Source organism: Pseudomonas sp. RP-B7 (genome assembly GCF_059803535.1).
In genome coordinates this window covers 15,579-31,792 of sequence record NZ_JAPFHC010000048.1, presented here as the reverse complement: position 1 = coordinate 31,792, position 16,214 = coordinate 15,579, and the positions used below count along the sequence as shown (strand labels likewise).

At 62.3% G+C, this 16,214-nt stretch carries 12 protein-coding genes; 10 read left to right on the top strand and 2 right to left on the bottom strand.

From position 1 onward, the window contains the following. Nucleotides 1-160: 160 nt before the first annotated feature. Nucleotides 161-949 carry a helix-turn-helix transcriptional regulator gene (locus OPU96_RS27620; RefSeq protein WP_192300134.1) on the bottom strand — a complete coding sequence of 263 codons (789 nt, stop codon included), beginning with the start codon at nt 947-949 and terminating at the stop codon, nt 161-163. A 199-nt stretch (nt 950-1,148) separates the two neighbouring features. On the opposite strand from OPU96_RS27620, the gene OPU96_RS27615 reads away from it, so the two are divergent. From OPU96_RS27615 to OPU96_RS27580, 8 genes are all read left to right on the top strand, one after another. After that, nucleotides 1,149-2,513 (top strand): APC family permease, encoded by a 1,365-nt coding sequence (locus tag OPU96_RS27615; protein WP_192300133.1) that lies wholly within the window; start codon nt 1,149-1,151, stop codon nt 2,511-2,513. Between the two features lie 9 nt (nt 2,514-2,522). Further along, nucleotides 2,523-3,626, top strand: coding sequence for a DmpA family aminopeptidase (locus OPU96_RS27610; RefSeq protein WP_192300132.1), 1,104 nt, complete (start codon nt 2,523-2,525; stop codon nt 3,624-3,626). Between the two features lie 366 nt (nt 3,627-3,992). Further along, complete coding sequence (locus OPU96_RS27605; protein ID WP_192300131.1) at nt 3,993-5,426, top strand: serralysin family metalloprotease; 1,434 nt, start codon at nt 3,993-3,995, stop codon at nt 5,424-5,426. 52 nt (nt 5,427-5,478) lie between these two features. Further along, a complete protein-coding gene (locus OPU96_RS27600; RefSeq protein ID WP_498560105.1) occupies nt 5,479-5,847 on the top strand; it encodes an AprI/Inh family metalloprotease inhibitor in 369 nt (122 codons plus the stop codon). Between the two features lie 104 nt (nt 5,848-5,951). Further along, on the top strand, nt 5,952-7,652 hold the full coding sequence (locus tag OPU96_RS27595; RefSeq protein WP_498560104.1) for a type I secretion system permease/ATPase: 1,701 nt from the start codon (nt 5,952-5,954) through the stop codon (nt 7,650-7,652). Further along, nucleotides 7,649-8,941 carry an HlyD family type I secretion periplasmic adaptor subunit gene (locus OPU96_RS27590; RefSeq protein WP_305392702.1) on the top strand — a complete coding sequence of 431 codons (1,293 nt, stop codon included), beginning with the start codon at nt 7,649-7,651 and terminating at the stop codon, nt 8,939-8,941. Before OPU96_RS27595 ends, OPU96_RS27590 begins: the two co-directional genes overlap by 4 nt. Nucleotides 8,942-8,943: 2 nt before the next feature. Further along, nucleotides 8,944-10,281, top strand: coding sequence for a TolC family outer membrane protein (locus OPU96_RS27585; protein ID WP_305392703.1), 1,338 nt, complete (start codon nt 8,944-8,946; stop codon nt 10,279-10,281). A 42-nt stretch (nt 10,282-10,323) separates the two neighbouring features. Continuing rightward, nucleotides 10,324-11,736 carry a polyurethane esterase gene (locus OPU96_RS27580; protein ID WP_498560103.1) on the top strand — a complete coding sequence of 471 codons (1,413 nt, stop codon included), beginning with the start codon at nt 10,324-10,326 and terminating at the stop codon, nt 11,734-11,736. Between the two features lie 149 nt (nt 11,737-11,885). Here the strand turns inward: OPU96_RS27580 and OPU96_RS27575 are convergent, their stop codons facing one another. Then, a complete protein-coding gene (locus tag OPU96_RS27575; protein ID WP_192300125.1) occupies nt 11,886-12,110 on the bottom strand; it encodes a YgdI/YgdR family lipoprotein in 225 nt (74 codons plus the stop codon). Between the two features lie 187 nt (nt 12,111-12,297). Here OPU96_RS27575 and OPU96_RS27570 point away from each other — a divergent pair, with 187 nt between their 5' ends. Continuing rightward, entirely contained in the window at nt 12,298-13,941 is a 1,644-nt protein-coding gene (locus OPU96_RS27570; protein ID WP_498560102.1) for a VRR-NUC domain-containing protein, read from the top strand. Next, nucleotides 13,938-16,193: an ATP-dependent DNA helicase gene (locus OPU96_RS27565; RefSeq protein ID WP_498560101.1), complete on the top strand. Its 2,256-nt coding sequence runs from the start codon at nt 13,938-13,940 to the stop codon at nt 16,191-16,193. The genes OPU96_RS27570 and OPU96_RS27565 overlap by 4 nt, the downstream gene beginning before the upstream one ends. Nucleotides 16,194-16,214 lie beyond the last annotated feature (21 nt).

Sequence of the window (16,214 nt, the reverse complement as noted above, 5' to 3'; positions counted from 1 at the left end):
GTGTTCGGCTGGAGATCGCCCAGGCACTGCCAGTCTCCTGTGGGAGCTGTCGAGCTTTAGCGAGGCTGCGAAGGCGGTGGCACTGCTGGCAGAGAGGTTGCGCCTCAACCATGGAATCCCCCACGCAAACCCCACACTTGGATTCTGTGCAGTCGCGGATTCAGGGGTTTTCCAGATCATGCCCCAACGACTGGATAAACAACGAAAACAGCTCCGGCTGTGACGAAATATCCAGCTTCGCGTACAAGTGTCGCCGGTGCACCTTTACCGTATCCGGCGAGATATTCAGGCGCTCGGCCATGGCCTTGGACGAAAACCCACGCAGTACCAGGCGCGCGATTTCCAGTTCGCGCTCCGACAGCACGCCGCTGCCAAAATGACTCAACGCATCGCGGATCTGGCTATCCATGGCCGGCGCCGCGCGCTGTGTGCTCTGCTGCCAATGTTGCTGCATCAACGGCAACACCCACGCCGCCAGCAGGGTCATCAGCCCGGTTTCTTCAACGCTGAATCGGCGCTGCATGCCCAATGACAGGGACAACGTTCCTGCGCCCGGCACTTGCAGGATGAACTGCACCTCATCCTCCAGCACGTTGTCGTGAAAGTAGTTGAGGAAGTACTCACTCTGGCGGAAATGATCCGGCGCGACTTCTTCCAGGCGGTACACGCCGCTGCTGAATCCCTCGCGACAGGCCTGGAAAAACGGGTCGAGCAAATACAAGCCATTGAGGTACACCAGCATCGACGCCGGCTTGCTGCTCGGCTGCGCGTCGTATTCCTCCAGGGCCTGGGGGGCGCCATCGTTGGGGTAGAAAATCGCCAGGGCGTTATCGAATGGCAGGCATTGGTGCAGCAACAGCACCAGCTGTTTCCAGAAACGCTCGGTGCCGATGTGCGCGACCGTGCGGCCCAGTGCGGCGTGCATGCCGACTTCCCTGAACAGGCTCATATCACAGGTTCCCACGGGCAGAAGATCGGCCAAGGGTTCGGCTTTTGCCGGGTGTCGTCAAGGGGAGTACGCCAATAGGGGAATTGGCCGACAACGGCCCAAGCGATAACGTCGGCATCATTGAACGGGAAACATATCCCGATAAATCACCATTTTTCGTTTCTGCCTCACACCAAAAACAACCACAGAGGATAACGATATGAGTGCTTCCCCCGCGCCAGACGGCGTGCTCAAGCCCACGCTGAGTGTGTTCGATGTAGTCGCCATTACCGTCTCGGCGGTCACGCCCGCCAGCTCCGTGTTTGTGATCGCCCCGTTTGCCATCCAGCAAGCGGGTAGCGGCGTGTTCCTCGCATTCGTGATGGCCGCTTTGCTCGCCCTGATGTTTGCCTTCTGCTACGCCGAACTGGGCCGTGCCCACAACAGCGCCGGTGGCGAATACGTGTATGCCAAGCGGGTGTTCGGCGGCATGGCGGGCTACGCGACGTTCCTGACGGTATTGGTAATGCTGCTGTTTATCCCGCCGGTGCTGGCCACCGGCGCGGCGACGTACTTGAACAACGCCCTGGGTACCAAATTCGACTCACAAACCGTCGCCCTGGTCATCGTGGTGTGCAGTTACGCCCTGGGCATCCTCAATATCAAGCTCAACGCCTGGATCACCGGCACCTGCCTGTTGCTGGAAGTCGCCGCGTTGCTGGTGATCGTGTTTATCGGCTTCGGCAACCCGATGCAGCCGGCCAGCGTGCTGTTCCAGCCGCAGATCGTCGAGAACGGCGTGCTGCACCTGGCGCCCTGGGCCTTGGTGATCGGCGCGGTGGGCATCGGCCTGTTCTCATTCAACGGCTACGGCCCGGCGGTGCTGCTGGCCGAAGACATGAAATGCGGCGGCAAGGGCGTGCACAAGGCGGTGTTGTGGTCACTGGGCCTGGTGGTCGTGATCGAGCTGGTGCCGATCACCGCGTTGCTGATCGGCGCGCCGTCCCTGAGTGCGATGATCAGCAGCCCGGACCCCATCGGCTACCTGCTGACCAGTCATGGCAATGAAACCTTGTCGCGGCTGGTCAGTGCGGGGATTTTCCTGTCGGTGTTCAACGCCATTGTCGCCATCGTGATCCAGATCGGCCGCGTGGTCTTCAGCAGCGGGCGCGATGCGCTGTGGACGCCGCGGATCAACACACTGTTTACGCGCATTCACCCGCGCTGGGATTCGCCGTGGCTGGCTACGCTGTTCCTGGCGATTCCGTCGGCACTGCTGAGTTTCAGCTCGAACCTCGCCGACCTCACTTCGTTCAGCGTGCTGCTGATCATGCTGGTGTACCTGGTGGTCGCGTTGAGCGCGTTGATGAGCCGGGTGTTGCTGCGTGATCGCGAACACCCTTACCGCATGCCGCTCTGGCCTTTGCCGGCATTGCTCGCCGTGCTGGGCGCCGGGTATCTGCTGGCGACCCTGGTCGCGGCGGCATCGGTGCGCGACGTGATGATCATCGCCGGCTTGCTGGCTGTGTCGGTGATTCTGTATTGCATCAGTGGCCGGTTGAGTCCGGCGTTCCAGAAATTGTAAGGAGTGGTTATGCGTGCACGTCAATTGGGCATTACGTTGGGGCTGGGCACGCCCGGCGCATTGAATGCCATCACCGATGTACCGGGGGTGCGGGTTGGCCACAGTACGCTCAAGACCCGCGTCGACGGCAAACAGGTGCGTACCGGCGTGACGGTGGTGCAGCCACGCGCCGGCGAGGCCCGCCAGCAGCCGTGTTTTGCCGGGTATCACGTGCTCAACGGCAACGGCGATGCCACGGGCCTGGAATGGATTCGTGAAGCGGGGCTGCTGACTACGCCGCTGGCGATCACCAACACCCACAGTATTGGAGTAGTGCGCGACAGCCTGATCGCCCTGGAGCGCGAGCGCCTGGCGGACCCTGCAGTGTATTGGTGCATGCCGGTGGTGATGGAGACCTACGACGGCTTGCTCAACGACATCTGGGGCCAGCACGTCGGGCCCGAGCATGTGCGCCAGGCCCTGGAGTGCGCTGAAACCGGCCCGGTGCAAGAGGGGGCGGTGGGCGGCGGCACCGGGATGATCTGCCATGAGTTCAAGGGCGGCATCGGTACCGCGTCGCGGCGCTTGTCGGCAGAGCAGGGCGGTTGGACCGTCGGCGTGCTGGTCCAGGCCAACCACGGCAAGCGCCAGGAACTGCGGGTCGATGGCTACCCAGTGGGCCGCCAGTTGCTGCAAATCCCGTCGCCCTTCGCCGAGCGCGGCACGCCAGGCATGGGCTCGATCGTGGTGATCATCGCCACCGATGCGCCGTTGCTGCCGCACCAATGCCAGCGCCTGGCGCAACGTGCGTCCATCGGCATCGCGCGCACCGGCGGCGGCACCGAGGATTCCAGCGGCGACCTGTTCCTGGCGTTTGCCACTGGCAACGCTGACCTGCCGCCCGCTGACTACGGCCGCCAGGATCTGCCGCTGAGCACGTCGTTGCAGATGCTCAACAACGATCACATTTCGCCGCTGTTCAGCGCGGCGGCAGAGGCCGTGGAAGAGGCGATCATCAACGCGATCCTGGCCGGCGAAGACATGCACACCGACGACGGCGTGCTGGTGCCGGGCCTGCACGCTGAAACCCTATTGGCGGCATTGGATAAAACCGGCTGGAGTATGCCCCGGTAATCCGGGACAACTACAACTTTTAGTTCAAGTAGTGGCTGTTTAATGTCGTTAATGACACCGTGCCAATATATTGGATCCATTAACTAAGCGGCCGCCAAACGTTGGCGGCTTTAGCCCTATTTAATATTTAAATAAGTGCGGCGTGTTTTTTGTCGGACAAAATCAGCGCCGGCCAACAAATACGGAGTGCAACTTACTGGCGCTAATTACCGGGTACTTTTTTGCCCCGGAAATAGATGTAGACGAAAGATTTCAAGTTGTGTCAGTTTTCTTACGCCTTCAAAAGAGGCGAGTGATAGGACGATCTCGCCCGCGGGGTTCCTATCGATCAAAGACTGATGCACTTGCAAACAAGGAAGTACGTTTATGTCAAAAGTAAAAGACAAGGCTATCGTGTCGGCGGCGCAAGCCAGCACCGCTTACTCGCAAATCGATAGCTTCAGCCATCTGTATGACCGTGGTGGCAACCTCACGGTCAATGGCAAACCGTCCTACTCCGTCGACCAGGCCGCCACCCAGCTGCTGCGCGACGGTGCGGCGTACCGGGACGTTGACGGCAACGGCAAGATCGACCTGACCTACACCTTCCTGACCTCGGCGTCGTCGAGCACCATGAACAAACATGGCATCTCCGGCTTCAGCCAGTTCAGCGCCCAGCAGAAAGCACAGGCCGCCCTGGCCATGCAGTCCTGGGCGGATGTGGCCAACGTCACGTTCACCGAGAAGGCCAGCGGCGGCGATGCCCACATGACCTTCGGCAACTACAGCGGCGGCCAGGACGGCGCGGCGGCGTTCGCCTACCTGCCCGGCACCGGCGCAGGCTACGACGGCACCTCGTGGTACTTGACCAACAGCAGCTACACGCCAAACAAGACCCCGGACCTGAACAACTATGGCCGCCAGACCCTGACCCACGAAATCGGCCACACCCTGGGCCTGGCGCATCCCGGCGACTACAACGCCGGCGAAGGCGCACCGACCTACAACGACGCGTCCTACGGACAGGACACGCGCGGCTACAGCGTCATGAGTTACTGGAGCGAGAGCAATACCAACCAGAACTTCAGCAAAGGCGGCGTCGAAGCCTACGCTTCCGGCCCGCTGATCGACGACATCGCCGCGATCCAGAAGCTCTACGGCGCCAACTACAACACGCGCGCCGGCGACACCACCTACGGTTTCAACTCCAACACCGGGCGTGACTTCCTCAGCGCCACTTCCAACGCCGACAAGCTGGTGTTCTCGGTATGGGACGGTGGCGGCAACGACACCCTGGACTTCTCCGGTTTCACCCAGAACCAGAAGATCAACCTCAATGAAGCCTCGTTCTCCGACGTTGGCGGCCTGGTGGGCAACGTCTCCATCGCCAAGGGCGTGACCGTGGAGAATGCCTTCGGTGGCGCCGGCAACGATCTGATCATCGGCAACAACGCGGCCAACGTGATCAAGGGCGGTGCCGGCAACGACATCATCTACGGCGGCGGCGGTGCCGACCAACTGTGGGGCGGTGCGGGCAACGACACCTTTGTGTTCGGTGCCAGCTCCGACTCCAGGCCGGGGGCGGCGGACAAGATCTTTGACTTCACCTCGGGTTCGGACAAGATCGACCTGTCCGGTATCACCAAAGGCGCAGGCCTGACCTTCGTCAACGCGTTTACCGGGCATGCCGGCGACGCGGTGCTGTCCTACGCTTCTGGCAGCAACCTGGGCACCTTGGCGGTAGACTTCTCCGGGCACGGCGTGGCGGATTTCCTCGTCACCACCGTTGGCCAGGCGGCCGTCAGCGACATCGTGGCGTGATGCAGGAGCGCGGCGTTTCGGCGCCGCGCTTTGCCCATGGAGCATAAGCAAGATGCAGCGTTTTACCCCCTTTATCGCCCGCGTATTGCTGGCGACGTTTGTATCGGCAGGAGCCCACGTGATGGCGAGCAGTCTTGTTTTACCCAGCAGCGCCCAATTGGCCGGACACTGGCAGTTGCACCAGCAGGACCAGGTGTGTGCGTTGGACCTGGTGGTCGCCGCCAATGCCGTGGCTGGCGACGTTGAATGCGCCGCGCAGTGGCTGGGCGACCATCCGAAGACCTGGCTGCCGACCCCGGACGGTATCTGGCTGATGAATGCCGACGGCACCGGGATTACCCATTTGAACCGACAGAAAGAGGGTGAATATAAAGGTCGCACCGCCCAAGGCACCGAGGTGCTGTTGCAGCGCATGCCTTAGTTGTTGGTTATAAGCCTATAACTTGATTTTATTAGTTGGCCGCTCCGTTATTCGGGGTGCGGGCAACTATTGCTTATTGTTTGGTTCAAGTGAGATCGGAAGACATGGCCACACCGCCTTTATTCAAAGCGCTGGGTGAATACAAGAACCTCTTGATCAGCGTTGGCTGTTTCACGGCATTGATTAACCTGTTGATGCTGGTGCCGTCGATTTACATGTTGCAAGTGTATGACCGCGTGCTGTCCTCCCAGAATGAAACCACCCTGGTGATGTTGACACTGATGGTCGTGGGCTTCTTTGTGTTTATTGGCACACTGGAGGCGATCCGCAGTTTTATCGTGATCCGCATCGGCAGCCAATTGGAGCGGCGTTTCAACTTGCGCGTCTACAAGGCCGCGTTTGAACGCAACCTGCACCGCGGCCAGGGGCACGCCGGGCAATCCCTTGGCGACTTGACCCAGATCCGCCAATTCATCACCGGCCCCGCGTTGTTCGCGTTTTTTGATGCGCCGTGGTTTCCCATCTATCTGCTGGTGATTTTCCTGTTCAACGTCTGGCTTGGCGTGTTGGCCACGGCCGGTGCGCTGTTGCTGATCGGCTTGGCGTGCCTCAACGAATACCTGACCAAAAAGCCGTTGGGCGAGGCCAGCGGTTACTCGCAGCAATCCACGCAACTGGCCACCAGCCATTTGCACAATGCCGAGACTATCCAGGCCATGGGCATGCTCGGCGCGTTGCGTCAGCGCTGGTTTGCCGTGCATACGCAATTTCTCGGCCTGCAGAATCGGGCCAGTGACACCGGTGCGGTAATCACTTCCCTGAGCAAATCCCTGCGCCTGTGCCTGCAATCGTTGGTTCTGGGGCTTGGCGCTTGGCTGGTGATCAAGGGCGACATGACCGCCGGGATGATGATCGCCGGTTCCATCCTGATGGGCCGGGTGCTCAGTCCCATCGACCAGTTGATTGCGGTGTGGAAACAGTGGAGTTCGGCCAAGTTGGCCTACCAGCGCCTGGATGCGTTGCTGCGCGAGAGCCCGGAGGCCGTCGAGCCGATGAAGTTGCCGGCGCCCAACGGCCAGGTCAGTTTCGAACAGGTCAGCGCGGGCCCGCCGGGGCGGCGTGTGGCGACGCTGCACCACGTCAGTTTCAACCTTGGCGCCGGGGAGGTGCTGGGTGTGCTGGGCGCCTCGGGCTCCGGCAAATCCACCCTGGCCCGGGTGCTGGTGGGCGTGTGGCCGACCCTGGCGGGCACGGTGCGCCTGGATGGCGCCGACATCCACCGCTGGGACCGCGACGACCTCGGCCCGCACATCGGCTACCTGCCCCAGGACATCGAGCTGTTCAGCGGCAGCATTGCCGACAACATCGCGCGTTTTCGCCTGGCCGACCCTCAGCTCGTGGTGAAAGCCGCGCAACAAGCCGGGGTACATGAACTGATCCTGCGCCTGCCCCAAGGCTACGACACCGTACTGGGCGACAACGGCGGCGGGCTGTCCGGCGGCCAGAAGCAACGGGTGGCCCTGGCCCGCGCGTTGTACGGCGGGCCGCGGCTGATTGTGCTGGATGAGCCCAACTCCAACCTCGACACCCAGGGCGAAGCGGCTCTGGCCAGCGCCATCGTGCAGATGAAGGCCCAGGGCAGCAGCGTGGTACTGGTCACCCATCGCTCGGCGGGATTGGCCCAGGCCGACAAGCTGCTGGTGCTCAACGACGGCCAGCTGCAAGTGTTCGGACCCAGCCAGGAAGTGCTGCGGGCGTTGTCCGGGCAGCGTGAACAACCGCCTCAAGAGAGGATGCCAGCATGATCCACGAACAACACGACGCCGGCTTTTTTGTGCGCATGGGCTGGTTGCTGACAGTGCTCGGCGCCGGCGGTTTTTTCCTTTGGGCCAGCCTGGCGCCGCTGGACCAGGGCATTCCGGTGCAGGGTACGGTGGTGGTGTCGGGCAAGCGCAAGGCCGTGCAAACCCTCAGCCCCGGCGTGGTCGGCGCGATTCTGGTGCGTGAGGGCGAGGCGGTCAAACAAGGCCAGCCGCTGTTTCGTCTCGACCAGACCCAACACCAGGCTGACGTGCAATCGCTGCAAGCCCAATACCGCATGGCCTGGGCCAGCGTGGCGCGCTGGCAGAGCGAGCGCGATAACCGCCCCGGCATCGTTTTTCCGGCCGAACTGAGCAGCAATCCCGACCCGGCCCTGGCCTTGGTCCTGGAAGGCCAGCGCCAACTGTTCAGCAGCCGCCGCGAAGCCTTTGCCCGCGAGCAGGCCGGGATTCGCGCCAACATCGAGGGTGCCACCGCGCAGCTGGGCGGCATGCGCCGTGCGCGCAGTGACCTGACGGCCCAGGCGCAATCCCTGCGCGATCAGCTGGCCAACCTGCAACCCCTGGCCGACAACGGCTACATCCCGCGCAACCGCTTGTTGGAGTACCAGCGCCAACTGTCCCAGGTGCAACAGGACCTGGCGCAAAACAGCGGCGAAAGCGGCCGGGTCGAGCAGGGCATCCTAGAATCGCGTCTGAAATTGCAGCAGCACGGCGAGGAATACCAGAAAGAGGTACGTAGCCAACTGGCCGACGCGCAACTGCGCAGCCTGACCCTGGAGCAGCAGTTGACGTCCGCCGGGTTCGACCTGCAACACAGCCAGATCAACGCGCCGGCCGATGGGATTGCAGTCAACCTCAGCGTGCACACCGTCGGCGCAGTGGTGCGCGCCGGTGAAACCCTACTGGAGATCGTGCCCCAGGGCACACGCCTGGAAGTCGAAGGGCGCTTGCCGGTGCATCTGGTGGACAAGGTTGGCACGCAACTGCCGGTCGACATTCTGTTCACCGCCTTCAACCAGAGCCGCACGCCACGGGTGCCCGGGCAGGTCAGCCTGATTTCGGCCGACCAGATGCTCGATGAAAAGACCGGCGCGCCTTATTACGTGCTGCGCACCACGGTCAGCGAGCTGGCGCTGGAGAAACTCCACGGCCTGGTGATCAAGCCCGGCATGCCCGCCGAAATGTTCGTGCGTACCGGCGAGCGCTCGCTGCTCAATTACCTGTTCAAGCCGCTGCTGGATCGCGCCGGCTCCGCATTGACCGAGGAATAAACATGAAAGCGGTGTTTATCGCCTTGCTGCTCAGTTGTACCACTGCCCACGCCGCTATGGGCCCGTTCGACGTGTACGAGCAGGCCCTGCGCAACGACCCGGTGTTCCTCGGCGCCATCAAGGAGCGCGACGCCGGCCTGGAGAATCGCACCATCGGCCGTGCCGGCCTGCTGCCCAAGCTGTCGTACAACTACAACAAGGGGCGCAACAACTCCCAGGCCACCTTGCCAGATGGCCGTGGCGGCAACTATCACGATGACCGCAACTACAACAGCTACGGCTCCACGTTCAGCCTGCAACAGCCGCTGTTCGACTACGAAGCCTATGCCAACTACCGCAAGGGCGTGGCCCAGGCACTGTTTGCCGACGAGAGTTTTCGCGACAAGAGCCAGGCGTTGCTGGTGCGGGTGTTGTCCTACTACACCCAGGCGTTGTTCGCACAGGACCAGATCGACATTGCCCGGGCCAAGAAGAAGGCCTTCGAGCAGCAGTTCCAGCAAAACCGCCACTTGTTCGAGCGGGGTGAGGGCACGCGCACGGACATTCTCGAAGCCGAGTCCCGTTACGAGTTGGCCAGCGCCGAAGAGATCCAGGCGTTGGATGAGCAGGACGCGTCCTTGCGCGAACTGGGCGCGTTGATCGGTGTGCCAAGCGTCAACATCAACGACCTGGCGCCGCTGAACCAAGGCTTCGCCGCGTTCACCCTGAGCCCGGCCAACTACGACACCTGGCATGCGCTGGCTGTCAGCAACAACCCGACGCTGGCCTCCCAGCGCCAGGCCCTGGAAGTGGCGCGTTATGAAGTGGAACGCAACCGCGCCGGGCATTTGCCCAAAGTCACGGCGTATGCCAGTTCGCGCCAGCAGGAGTCCGACAGCGGCAATACCTACAACCAGCGCTACGACACCAACACCATTGGCATTGAAGTCAGCCTGCCGCTGTATGCCGGTGGCGGTATTGCCGCCTCCACCCGCCAGGCCAGCCGCGCCATGGAGCAGGCCGAGTACGAACTGGAGGGCAAGACCCGCGAAACCCTGATCGAGCTGCGGCGCCAGTTCAGTGCGTGCCTGTCGGGGGTGAGCAAATTACGTGCGTACCAGAAGGCCCTGGTCTCGGCCGAAGCGCTGGTGGTGTCGACGAAGCAAAGCATCCTCGGTGGCGAGCGGGTCAACCTCGACGCACTCAACGCCGAGCAGCAGCTCTACAGCACCCGCCGCGACCTGGCCCAGGCGCGCTACGACTACCTGATGGCCTGGACCAAATTGCATTACTACGCCGGCAACCTGCGTGACACCGACCTGGCCAAGGTGGATGAGGCGTTTGGGCCGGCGCCACGGTGACCGCCGATCTCGCGCATTCCAACAACAAAAAGAGGCATCAGCATGGGTATCTTCGATTACAAAAACCTCGGACCCGAGGGTTCCAAGGCGTTGTTCGCCGACGCCATGGCAATCACCTTGTACAGCTATCACAACCTGGATAACGGCTTTGCCGTGGGTTACCAGCACAACGGCCTGGGCTGGGGTTTGCCCGCCACTTTGGTCGGCGCGCTGCTCGGTGGCAGCGATTCCCAGGGGGTGATTCCAGGCATCCCGTGGAACCCGGATTCGGAAAAGGCCGCCCTGGATGCTGTGCAAAAGGCCGGCTGGACACCCATCAGCGCCAGCGCCCTGGGCTACGCCGGCAAGGTTGATGCGCGTGGCACATTCTTTGGGGAAAAGGCCGGCTACACCACGGCGCAAGTCGAGGTGCTGGGCAAGTACGATGACGCGGGCAAATTGCTCGAAATCGGCATCGGCTTTCGCGGTACGTCCGGGCCACGGGAAAGCCTGATCAGCGACTCCATCGGCGATTTGGTCAGTGACCTGCTGGCCGCTTTGGGGCCCAAGGATTATGCGAAGAACTACGCCGGTGAGGCATTTGGCGGGCTGCTCAAAAATGTTGCCGACTACGCCAGTGCCCATGGCCTGCACGGCGCCGATGTGCTGGTCAGCGGTCATAGCCTGGGCGGCCTGGCGGTCAACAGCATGGCCGACTTGAGCGGCAGTCAGTGGTCAGGGTTCTACAAGGACGCCAATTACGTAGCCTACGCCTCGCCGACCCAAAGCAGCGGCGACAAGGTGCTCAATATCGGCTACGAAAATGACCCGGTGTTCCGCGCGCTGGACGGCTCATCGTTCAACCTGTCGTCCCTCGGCGTGCATGACAAGCCCCATGAGTCGAGCACCGACAATATCGTCAGCTTCAACGACCACTACGCCTCGACCCCGTGGAATGTGTTGCCGTTTTCCATCACCAACCTGCCGACCTGGATCTCCCATCTGCCCACCGGGTATGGCGACGGGCTGACACGGGTCGTTGAATCGGGCTTCTACGAGCAGATGACCCGTGATTCCACGGTCATCGTCGCCAACCTATCCGACCCGGCACGCGCCACCACCTGGGTGCAGGACCTCAACCGCAACGCCGAACCGCACAAGGGCAATACCTTCATCATTGGCAGCGACGGCAACGACCTGATCCAGGGCGGCAAGGGCGCGGACTTTATCGAGGGGGGCAAGGGCAATGACACGATTCGCGACAGCAGTGGGCACAATACCTTTCTGTTCAGCGGGCAGTTTGGCCAGGACCGGGTGATCGGCTATCAGGCGACGGACACGCTGCTGTTCAAGGAGGTGCAGGGCAGTGTGCAATACCGGGAGCAGGGTGGGGACACGATGATCAGTGTGGGTGCGGATTCGGTCACGCTGGTCGGCGTGAGCGGCTGGACGGGAGAGGAGATGGTGATCAGCTAAAGCTGGAATGCCTTGAAACTGTGGGAGCGGGCTTGCTCGCGAAGGCGGCGTGTCAGTCGCCATATATACCAACTGACCGACTGCCTTCGCGAGCAAGCCCGCTCCCACACAAGCCCGCTCCGCAAATATTCGCGGTCGGCTCCGCAGAATTACTTTTCCTTGATGACTGTGGCCACATCCGCAGCCTTCACCCGCACACGCTTGCCGGCGATGTCAGTGAACTCATAGAAACCGTCGGCGGTGTTGGTTTTTGGCAGGTCCTGGGTCAAATACTGCGTGCCGTTTTGCAGCGTCACTACGGTTTGCGTCGCGCAACCGGCCAATACCAGAAAAGTGAGTGCAACCAGGGGAAGACCCAAATTCTTCATGTTCATAACCCTTACCTTTAACCTTGAAAAGTCCCACGCCAGAGGCTGCGGGCGACAAATTTTACGCCATCGACTTCCCCATCAGATCACTTTTATACAAAAAGTTGCGTGAGCCATTTATCTATTACCGATTGCAACAAGCCGTTTGCGACGGCACTCTGTATGCATAACCAGTATTTGACCTCTATGTGCCATGGCCAACCCCCTCGAAGACCCGCTCTATTACCTGCAAAACTTCCGTCAGGTCCTGCAATGGCTGGGGCAACGCTATGCCGACCTGCTCGACCCTGACGAAACGCAGTTCATTCAGCAATTTGACAGCTTGCCCCAGGCGTCCCAGGCCTTGCTGGTGCGCATGGTCATGCGCAAGGGCGTGCATTTTCGTGCGGGCAAGCTCAATTATCTGGAAATCGGTTGCACCCACGCCGCCGCGCAGCCGCTGTTGCAGTTGGGGTGGGTAAACGACCAGCAACCGCTGGCGTTTGAAGAGCTGTTCGCCTTGCTGCAAAAAGGCGAGATCCTCAATGCCTTCAAGCCGTGGATCGACCAGCCCAAGGCCAACAAAGTCGAGTGGCTGGCAGGCCTGGCGGCGCAGTTCCCCGAGAGCCGCAGCTTTGCCCAGTGGTGCCCCGCGCTTCCCGACACGCTGTACAGCCTCACAGTGATGGACCTGTGTGACCGCCTGCGCCTGATGTTCTTCGGCAACCTGTATCAGGACTGGTCCGAATTCGTGCTGGCGGACCTGGGCATCTACACCTATGAAAAAGTCGAGATCTGCGCCGAATCCCGCGGTTTGCGCAGCCGTGATGACGTGCAGGGTTTCCTGTTCCTGCATGGCTGCCAGCAAGCCTTCGAGGCCGGTGAGCCGATCGAGGACATACGCACGCGCATTACCGCCCTCAATACCGACAACCCCTGGTTGGAACGGCGTCGGGCCAAGCTGCTGTTTCTGCTCGGGCAGCATTGTGAACGCCTGGCTGAGCTGGCGCTGGCGGCACAGATCTACCGCACCTGCGCCTACCCTGGCGCGCGTGCGCGGCTGATCCGCGTGCTGGAACGCCAGGAGGACTACGCCCAGGCCATGGCCCTGGCGAGTGCCGCGCAACAAACCCCGGAAAGTGCCGCCGAGCAACAGCACCTGCTGCGCGTGCTGCCACGTCTGCGGCGCAAGTTGGGCGAACCGGCGCTGCCCAGGCTCAAGCCACGCGAGGTCACGCGCCTGGACCTGGCACTGCCGCAGGCTCTGGAGTCGGTGGAAGCCAGCGTACAGGCACACCTGAACGAGCCCGACGCGCCGGTGCATTACGTCGAGAACGGCCTGATCAACTCGCTGTTTGGCCTGCTGTGCTGGGACGCGATCTTCGCGCCGCTGCCGGGCTCGTTTTTCCACCCGTTCCAACGCGGGCCGGCGGACCTGCACAGCGAAGACTTCCATCAGCGCCGTGCCGACTTGTTCGCAGCCTGTTTCGCGCAACTGCAGGACCAGCGCTACAAGGCCACGATCCGCCAGCGCTACCAGGAAAAGTGGGGCATCCAGTCGCCGTTCGTGTTCTGGAACCTGCTCAACGAAGAACTGCTGGAACAGGCCTTGGCGTGCTTTCCCGCCGCGCATTTGCGCCACTGGTTCGAGCGCCTGCTGCTGGACATCCGTGCCAACCGCGCCGGGATGCCGGATCTGATCCAGTTCTGGCCCGCGCAAAACACCTATCGCATGATCGAAGTCAAAGGCCCCGGCGACCGCCTGCAGGACAACCAGTTGCGCTGGCTGGAGTTCTGCGCCGAACACCAGATGCCGGTCACCGTCTGCTACGTGCGCTGGGCGGAGCCGTCGGTTTGAGCTACAACGTGGCAGTGCGGGCGCTGTGTGAGTTCACGGCCAAGGTCGGCGACCTCGACCTACGCTTCACGCCGTCGCCCAGCGCCCAGGAAGGTATCGTCGGCCATCGCACCGTCGCCTCGCGGCGCAACGCGCATTACCAGCATGAAGTCGCCCTGGAGGGCGAGTACCAGCAGCTCACGGTGCGGGGCAGGGCGGACGGCTACGACCCGGACGCCAACCGCCTGGAGGAAGTGAAGACCTATCGCGGCGACCTCGATGCCCAGCCTGCCAACCACCGGCAACTGCACTGGGCCCAGGTCAAGGTGTATGGCTGGCTGATGTGCCAGAAGCTTGGGTTGACGGACATTGACCTGGCGCTGGTGTACTTCGACATTGTCGGCGAGGGCGAAACGTTACTGCACCAACGTTATACCGCCACCGAACTGGAGACTTTCTTCAACGCCCAGTGCGCGCTGTTCCTCGGCTGGGCCCAGCAGGAAATGCAGCACCGCGCCGCCCGCAACAGCGCCGCGCAAACCCTGGGGTTTCCGCACGCCGGGTTTCGCACGGGCCAACGCTCACTTGCCGAGACGGTCTTTAAGGCCGTCACCACCGGCCGCTGCCTGATGGCCCAGGCCCCCACGGGCATCGGCAAGACCATCGGCACGATCTTCCCGCTGCTCAAGGCCCTGGCGCCGCAGCAACTGGACAAGCTGTTCTTCCTCACCGCCAAGACTCCGGGGCGCAAGCTCGCCCTCGACGCCGCCGATGTGCTGCACCGCAGCCACCCGGACTTGCCCTTGCGCGTGCTGGAACTGGTCGCCCGCGACAAGGCCTGCGAACACCCGGACAAAGCCTGCCACGGCGATTCATGCCCATTGGCCAAAGGCTTCTACGACCGCCTGCCCGCTGCCCGCAGTGCCGCTTCGCAGGTGCGCCAACTGGATCAGCGCAACCTGCGCGAGGTGGCCCTGGCCCACGACGTGTGCCCGTATTACCTGAGCCAGGAAATGGCGCGCTGGGCTGACCTGATCGTCGCCGACTACAACTACTATTTCGACTTTGGCGCCATGCTGTTCGGCCTGGCCCAGCTCAACCAGTGGCGGGCGGCGGTGCTGGTGGACGAAGCGCACAACCTGGTGGAGCGCGCCCGCTCGATGTACAGCGCCAGCCTTGACCAATACCACCTCAAGACCCTGCGCGACAGTGCGCCCGAGCCGCTGAACAAACCCCTGCAACGCCTGAACCGCGAATGGAATGCGCTGCACAAGGACCAGCTCGCGCCCTACCAGGCCTACGCGAGCCGTCCAGACAAATTTCTGCACGCCCTGGGCCTGTGTACCAGCGCCATGGGGGACTATTTCAACGACCACCCGCAAGCCCTCAGCGGCGAGTTGCAAACCTTCTACTTCGACGCATTGCAATTTGCCAAGGTCGCCGAGCTGTTCAATGAACAGTTCATTTTTGACATCAGCAAACGCCAACACAGCGGCAAGCGCAGCAGCTCGACCCTGTGCCTGCGCAACGTGGTCCCCGCCGAGTTCATTCGCCCACGGCTCACCGCGGCGCGCAGCAGTGTGCTGTTTTCCGCGACCCTGAGTCCGCGCCACTACTACGCCGACCTGCTGGGACTGCCGGCGGACACCGCGTGGATCGACGTGGAGTCGCCGTTCAAGGCCGCGCAACTCAAGGTGCGCATCGTCGATCAGATCTCCACGCGCTTCGTGCACCGCCAGGCCTCGCTGGAACCCATCGTCGCGTTGATCGCCACGCAGTTCGCGCAGCGGCCGGGCAACTACCTGGCGTTTTTTTCCAGCTTTGACTACCTGCAACAGGTCGCGCAATTGCTCGCCGAACGCCACCCGCAGATCCCGCTGTGGCTGCAATCGCGCGGCATGGCCGAGGCCGAGCGCCAGGCATTTCTCGAGCAGTTCACCGAACACAGCCAGGGCATCGGCTTTGCCGTGCTTGGCGGTGCGTTTGGCGAGGGTATCGACTTGCCCGGTGCGCGCCTGATCGGTGCGTTTATCGCCACCCTGGGCCTGCCGCAACTGAACCCGGTCAACGAACAGATCAAGCAGCGCATGGCCACGATCTTTGGCGCCGGTTACGACTACACGTATTTGTACCCTGGGCTACAAAAGGTGGTGCAGGCCGCCGGGCGGGTGATCCGTGGCCAGCAGGACGAGGGCGTGGTGATGTTGATCGACGACCGCTTCGGCGAGGCGCGGGTGCGCCAGTTGTTGCCGCGCTGGTGGGCGGTGGAGTGAGTTATTCCCGTCGTCAATGAT

Excerpts from the sequence above, each read along its gene's own strand:
- OPU96_RS27620 (WP_192300134.1), bottom strand. The coding sequence starts at position 949 with ATGAGCCTGTTCAGGGAAGTCGGCATGCACGCCGCACTGGGCCGCACG.
- OPU96_RS27615 (WP_192300133.1), top strand. The coding sequence starts at position 1,149 with ATGAGTGCTTCCCCCGCGCCAGACGGCGTGCTCAAGCCCACGCTGAGT.
- OPU96_RS27610 (WP_192300132.1), top strand. The coding sequence starts at position 2,523 with ATGCGTGCACGTCAATTGGGCATTACGTTGGGGCTGGGCACGCCCGGC.
- OPU96_RS27605 (WP_192300131.1), top strand. The coding sequence starts at position 3,993 with ATGTCAAAAGTAAAAGACAAGGCTATCGTGTCGGCGGCGCAAGCCAGC.
- OPU96_RS27600 (WP_498560105.1), top strand. The coding sequence starts at position 5,479 with ATGCAGCGTTTTACCCCCTTTATCGCCCGCGTATTGCTGGCGACGTTT.
- OPU96_RS27595 (WP_498560104.1), top strand. The coding sequence starts at position 5,952 with ATGGCCACACCGCCTTTATTCAAAGCGCTGGGTGAATACAAGAACCTC.
- OPU96_RS27590 (WP_305392702.1), top strand. The coding sequence starts at position 7,649 with ATGATCCACGAACAACACGACGCCGGCTTTTTTGTGCGCATGGGCTGG.
- OPU96_RS27585 (WP_305392703.1), top strand. The coding sequence starts at position 8,944 with ATGAAAGCGGTGTTTATCGCCTTGCTGCTCAGTTGTACCACTGCCCAC.
- OPU96_RS27580 (WP_498560103.1), top strand. The coding sequence starts at position 10,324 with ATGGGTATCTTCGATTACAAAAACCTCGGACCCGAGGGTTCCAAGGCG.
- OPU96_RS27575 (WP_192300125.1), bottom strand. The coding sequence starts at position 12,110 with ATGAACATGAAGAATTTGGGTCTTCCCCTGGTTGCACTCACTTTTCTG.
- OPU96_RS27570 (WP_498560102.1), top strand. The coding sequence starts at position 12,298 with ATGGCCAACCCCCTCGAAGACCCGCTCTATTACCTGCAAAACTTCCGT.